Annotated in this window: 8 protein-coding genes and 1 pseudogene; all 9 read left to right on the top strand. The window is 33.0% G+C overall.

The window, feature by feature from the left end; genetic code table 11:
• Positions 1 to 215, top strand: a pseudogene (locus tag QGM71_RS21635) (IS5/IS1182 family transposase); the annotation flags it as partial.
• Between the two features lie 773 nt (positions 216 to 988).
• The gene (locus QGM71_RS21630) at positions 989 to 1,474 is read left to right on the top strand and encodes an HIT family protein (protein ID WP_327609628.1); all 486 of its coding nucleotides are present in this window, start codon (positions 989 to 991) and stop codon (positions 1,472 to 1,474) included.
• Positions 1,475 to 1,490: 16 nt separating this feature from the next.
• Positions 1,491 to 2,153 carry an HAD family hydrolase gene (locus tag QGM71_RS21625; protein ID WP_327609627.1) on the top strand — a complete coding sequence of 221 codons (663 nt, stop codon included), beginning with the start codon at positions 1,491 to 1,493 and terminating at the stop codon, positions 2,151 to 2,153.
• Between the two features lie 96 nt (positions 2,154 to 2,249).
• On the top strand, positions 2,250 to 2,714 hold the full coding sequence (locus tag QGM71_RS21620; protein ID WP_327609626.1) for an NUDIX domain-containing protein: 465 nt from the start codon (positions 2,250 to 2,252) through the stop codon (positions 2,712 to 2,714).
• A gap of 65 nt (positions 2,715 to 2,779) precedes the next feature.
• Complete coding sequence (locus QGM71_RS21615) at positions 2,780 to 3,316, top strand: DUF402 domain-containing protein (protein WP_327609625.1); 537 nt, start codon at positions 2,780 to 2,782, stop codon at positions 3,314 to 3,316.
• A gap of 101 nt (positions 3,317 to 3,417) precedes the next feature.
• Positions 3,418 to 4,008 (top strand): HAD hydrolase-like protein, encoded by a 591-nt coding sequence (locus QGM71_RS21610; RefSeq protein WP_327609624.1) that lies wholly within the window; start codon positions 3,418 to 3,420, stop codon positions 4,006 to 4,008.
• A gap of 49 nt (positions 4,009 to 4,057) precedes the next feature.
• On the top strand, positions 4,058 to 4,495 hold the full coding sequence (locus QGM71_RS21605) for an NUDIX hydrolase (RefSeq protein ID WP_327609623.1): 438 nt from the start codon (positions 4,058 to 4,060) through the stop codon (positions 4,493 to 4,495).
• A 17-nt stretch (positions 4,496 to 4,512) separates the two neighbouring features.
• The gene (locus QGM71_RS21600) at positions 4,513 to 5,064 is read left to right on the top strand and encodes a histidine phosphatase family protein (protein ID WP_327609622.1); all 552 of its coding nucleotides are present in this window, start codon (positions 4,513 to 4,515) and stop codon (positions 5,062 to 5,064) included.
• 1 nt (position 5,065) lies between these two features.
• Positions 5,066 to 5,511 (top strand): histidine phosphatase family protein (locus QGM71_RS21595; protein WP_327609621.1); only part of this gene is annotated, 446 nt, incomplete at its 3' end.

Here is a 5,511-nt window from a genome sequence, read left to right as displayed (position 1 = left end):
ACAAACAAAAATATCGAAATGATATGGAAGTTTTTGGAGAACGTAACAGTTATTCGAAAACCGACCATGATGCGACATTTATGCGAATGAAAGATGACTATATGAAAAACGGGCAATTAAAGGCAGGTTATAATGTGCAACTCGTGACGGAAGGACAGTATGTGCTTGCCTATAATGTATTTCCAAATCCTACAGATACGCGTACATTAATCCCATTAGACCGTAAATCAAAAACCAAAAAATCACTGGCGACACGTTAATGCTTAAATCAATATTCATTAATTTCTTACCCCTTTTTTACTGTTAAAATTAGATGTCTATCTTGAATTTTTATTATTTTAGAAAAACCTTTTATTTTTTATAAACTTTTTTTGTTCTAGAGGGGGTTTACTTATATTAACCAAACGAACTCCCCACTCTTAACGTTTTTAAAGATAAAAAACAAGCCACTAAAAAAGTAACTTGTTAAGTCTAAAGTCATAAAACTATGACTTTTTATTTTTCAATTTTTTAATCAGTTCTTCTCTTGTCATTTCTCCAGTAAGAACCGCCTTGATATTTTCCTCATCTTCACCAGTTAACCTGATTCCCTCAATGCGTATTCTAATTTTTTAGGATCTGCTATCTTCATTTGAAAAAACCAGTATAATTTCGGTCAATAATTTCTGTAACTGTTTTTGGATCCAAAACACTTTCCCTGGCAAAGCTATAAAGCGCCTTCTGAATCACATCTGTTTTATTTGTTTTAATCCCTTTTGCTTCAGGTTTTTAACCATTTCATTTAATAGTTCTTGATGGACTTTATCCAGTCGAATATTGATTTATTTAGTCATGTTTTCACTCCTAGTAAAGGAGAAGAGTTTACAAATTTAGATAGAAATAGAGGTGTTAATAAATCAATAGATGTTAGACTTAAAGATATTGCAGAAAAGGTAATAAACTTGTTTAAGTAAAATATGGATACAGACTTAACTTAGAGGAGGATTTTATGAAAACGATTACTCTTTCAAATGGAAAAGTGGTAGAAGTAGAATGTTTAAGCTGTGCTTTGACAAGTGGAGTTATCGAGCCAGACGGTGGTGTAGTAATAGAAACAGAATATTTTCATGCACATCAAGATGTTGCATATCCAATAAAAGGTTTAATAATTTTAGCGTCTAAGCGTCATATTAAATGTTTTGATGAATTAACCGAGGAAGAACGAATGGATTACGTAAATATCTTGTCTAAGATTAGGAAGGCCCAAAGGAAAGTCTTAGGGATTGAACATGTTTATTATTTTTATAATGAGGATACGACTCACCATTTTCATACTTGGATGGTTCCACGCTATAAATGGATGTACAAGTTTGGAAGGTCAGTAGAATCTGTTAGACCTGTATTACTCCATGCGAGAAATGAACTGAATAATGATGAAAATATAAAAGAAATAATGGAAGCGATTAGTGCATTGGCGGAGGAATTAAATAAATAAGGGATGTGTGTTTAAGATGATTAAAGCTGTTATCTTCGACTTAGACGGCACGTTGCTAAATAGGGATGCTTCTGTACAAAAGTTTATAGAGAATCAATATGATCGTTGGAATGAATGGGTTGGTCATATCCTGAAAGAAAATTACACATCAAGATTTATAGAGTTCGATTGTCGGGGTTATGTCTGGAAGGATAAAGTGTACCAACAAATGGTTGATGAATTCAATATTAGCGAAGTATCTTGGGAAAGGTTGCTACAGGATTATATAACAGAGTTTCATAATAGTTGTATTCCTTTTTCCAATCTAATAAGTACGTTAGAAAGTTTAAAAAATAGTTCAATTCGATTAGGGATGATTACAAATGGAATGGGACAGTTCCAAATGGATAATATTAGGTCTTTAGGGATTGAGGATTATTTTGATACAATACTTATTTCCGAATGGGAAGGGATGAAAAAGCCTAATCCTGAAATTTTTCAAAAGGCATTAAGCCAAGTGAATGTTTCACCGAATGAGAGTATGTACGTAGGCGATCACCCTGAAAATGATGTGCAAGGTGCTATGAATATAGGGATGCTTGGAGTGTGGAAAAAAGATTTACATTGGAATAATGTTGAAGCAGATTTCATTGTTGACGATTTGAAAGAGTTACAATTAATTATTCAAGCCATAAATTGATGGAGAGTTTGCTTTTTTTCATCACTTTTTACTGTAAATATTGTAAAATTGAGAAAAAGAAGGAATTTGTTAGAAATTGTAATTGGGGGTATCAAAATGGGAATAAGAAATTCGGCAAAAGCTGTTATTGTTCAAGATGGTAAATTGTTAGCAATAAAAAAGCAGGATAAAGACGGATGCTACTTTCTTTTTCCTGGTGGTGGTCAAGAACACGGAGAAAATCTTCATCAAACATTAAAAAGGGAATGTACAGAGGAAATCAATGTTGATGTAGAAATAGGTAATCTAATATTTATCCGAGAATACATTGGAAAAAATCATGAGCATTTTGAATTTGATTCAGAAGTGCATCAAACTGAGTATATGTTTTTATGTAAGATTAAAGAAGGAAGTAAAGATATAGGTATTGGAATAGTCCCTGATGATGGACAAATAGGTGTGGAATGGTTGCCGTTATCAGAGTTGTTGAACTACAGACTTTACCCTCGGACAGTGCGGGAATACATAATTGATTATATTGCAGGTAAGGAGCTACCTGTTTACTTAGGGGATATTAATTAAATTACATAGAGACAACTAAGAATCACAAGCAATATAAGCTATTGGAAACATTAGGAGGTTAGAAGATGTTGAAAAGGGTGTATGGTAATCGTTCTAACTGGAAACGTGTTTTAAAAAGGGACTATAAACAAACCTTTCACCATGATAAAGATTTTAAAGGGCATATAACTTTATTGAATATCCGCAAAGTATCAGAGCCGTTATTTGTAAAATATCATGAAAAGAAAGTTTGTATTGTTGATGACAGTTATTCATGGCTTCAACAATTCCCTATCGGAAAGAACCATTCTGTAACAACAATGTTTGACGCAAAAGTTGAAGTTGTACAATGGTATATAGACATTTGCTATGAAATTGGAACGGAGAATAATATACCATGGATGGATGATTTGTTTTTCGATATCGTTGTACTTCCAACGGGTGAAATAATGCTTTTGGATGAAGATGAACTTGAAGAAGCAATATCTAAAGGAGAAATTGAAAAATCCTTGTATGATTTAGCATGGAAAGAGGCAAAGAAAATAATCGATTTAGTAAGAGGTGGGAGATTTGATTTAATAAACTTGGCAAAAATTCATAAAGAGATTGCATCTGGAAGTTAAGTTTAAATTGTTATTGTAGGTTTCCAAGGATTTAACAATTAATTCAAATTGGTTTTGTCATAGAAGATTGACTTAAAAAAAATCTGAACGGAATGATAGGGATGCTAAATAATATCAAAGGATTAACTGTATTATGGGATTTTGATGGTACTTTATTTGATACATACCCTGTTTATACCACAATTTTCAAAAAGGTATTAAATGCTGAACATGTAGATAAAAATGAGATTTTCAGGCACTTAAAAGTATCATTCAGACATGCGAGTGGTTATTACAATTTTACTGAGGAACAATTAAAGGATTTTTTTCTATTGGAGGAAAGAATACCACCGAAAGAATTCAAACCGTTTGATAGTGTTGAGACGGTTTTAAAATATGCTGATAATAATGTGATTATGACACACAAACTAAAGAAAGATGTGCATAAGATTCTGGAATATTACGGTTGGGACAAACACTTCAGTGAAATTGTTGCAGGAGATGATGGGTTTCCTCGTAAACCTAACAAAAAATCTTATGAATATCTTCACCGAAAACATATGATTGATTTGGTAATTGGTGATCGTGAAATTGACATAATTCCCGCAAAAGAATTAGGAATATCAACATGTTTATATCAAAACAATGGTAGTAAAATTGCAGACTTCTATCTTAATAATTATAAAGAATTCTGGAATAAGGTAGCATTATAGTTTAAATGAAGGGTGTAATCTTAAATAATTGATTTGGGGAGGTATGCAAATGTTCATTGTAAATGTAGAGGGTGCAATATTTAGAAAAGATAAATGGTTGATTATTGAACGAAGTAAGAAAGAAGAACATGCAGGTGGATTGCTTTCGCTTGTTGGCGGTAAAGTTGATCAGGAAGGAAATTCATCAGATATATTAGAAAGAACGGTAAAACGTGAAATCTATGAAGAAGTAGATGTAATGGTTAAAGATCAATTAACATACGTACATAGCACATCGTTTGTTGCAGATTCAGGTGAAAATGTAATTGATATTGTATTTCTATGTGAATATGAATCTGGCAATGCAATGCCCAAAAGCCCAGATGAAGTAGAGGCTGTGAGTTGGATGACTGCTCGACAAGTATATGAACACCCTAATGCTCCCGATTATTTAAAAGAGAGTATTAAACGTGCTGAAAACATGAAGGGTACAAATATATCCTTGTAAGGTTTAAAGGAGGAAGTATGAATAAAAACATTTACATAATTAGACATTGTGAAGCGGAGGGACAATCTTCTGATTCACCATTAACCGAAAAAGGAGTCATTCAAGCAAATGAACTATCCAATTTTTTATCATCTGATATAAAGGTTGATAGAATTATTTCCAGTCCTTTCTTACGAGCTATTCAAACGATAAGGCCATTTGTAGAGAACAATAATATAGAAATTGAATTGGATAGCCGATTAAGCGAACGTGTCCTTAGTTCAACCTTTTTTCCAGATTGGATGGAAAAACTGGAAGCAACATTCAGGCGTATGGATTTGAAGTATGAAGGTGGAGAATCCAGTAACGAAGCCAGGAATCGAATTGTAGAAGTTGTTAATGATATTGTGGAAGGTAATTCTGATAATACAATTATCGTGGCACATGGAGGGGTTATATCCTTATTATTAAATCACTATGATAACAATTTCGGTTTTGAGCAATGGAAAACGCTAAGTAATCCTGATGTATATTTATTACATCTTACAAAGAATGATGCGCATTATAAACGTTTATGGAAGGTTGATTAATTTGCAGACGAATTTGTATTTTGTTAGACATGCTCATTCTACATATACGCCAGACGAGTTAGGAAGACCTTTGTCTGAACGTGGGTTTACTGATGCAAACACTGTAACTGATTTGCTTAAAAAAGAAGCTATTGATTATGTTTATTCAAGCCCATACAAACGTGCAATCCAAACAGTTGAAGGTGTTGCAAAATACATAGATAAAGAAATTGAGTTAGTAGAGGGTTTTAAAGAACGCATCTTGGCGGAAAAACCTGTAGAAGATTTTACAGTAGCCATTACAAAAGTTTGGGAGGACTATGATTTTTCATGGAATGGTGGAGAATCGAATAGGATTGCTCAAAAAAGAGGTGTCACTGCTACTTTACAGAATTTAAAGCGAGAAAGCCCACTTCTTCAGATGTGTGATGAATCGCTTTTGTTTGAAATTAAAAAGAAATTTCAAGG

Origin of the sequence: Virgibacillus tibetensis, from assembly GCF_036026595.1 — a bacterium.
GTDB classification, from domain to species: Bacteria; Bacillota; Bacilli; order Bacillales; family Amphibacillaceae; genus Virgibacillus_P; species Virgibacillus_P tibetensis.
The sequence above is the reverse complement of the archived record's forward strand: the minus strand, read 5'-3'. Positions and strand labels throughout refer to the sequence as shown.

What these genes read in the sequence shown, in the direction of transcription:
- QGM71_RS21630 (WP_327609628.1), top strand. Translation starts at nt 989, where the DNA reads ATGAAAACGATTACTCTTTCAAATGGAAAAGTGGTAGAAGTAGAATGT.
- QGM71_RS21610 (WP_327609624.1), top strand. Translation starts at nt 3,418, where the DNA reads ATGCTAAATAATATCAAAGGATTAACTGTATTATGGGATTTTGATGGT.
- QGM71_RS21600 (WP_327609622.1), top strand. Translation starts at nt 4,513, where the DNA reads ATGAATAAAAACATTTACATAATTAGACATTGTGAAGCGGAGGGACAA.
- QGM71_RS21615 (WP_327609625.1), top strand. Translation starts at nt 2,780, where the DNA reads ATGTTGAAAAGGGTGTATGGTAATCGTTCTAACTGGAAACGTGTTTTA.
- QGM71_RS21605 (WP_327609623.1), top strand. Translation starts at nt 4,058, where the DNA reads ATGTTCATTGTAAATGTAGAGGGTGCAATATTTAGAAAAGATAAATGG.
- QGM71_RS21620 (WP_327609626.1), top strand. Translation starts at nt 2,250, where the DNA reads ATGGGAATAAGAAATTCGGCAAAAGCTGTTATTGTTCAAGATGGTAAA.
- QGM71_RS21625 (WP_327609627.1), top strand. Translation starts at nt 1,491, where the DNA reads ATGATTAAAGCTGTTATCTTCGACTTAGACGGCACGTTGCTAAATAGG.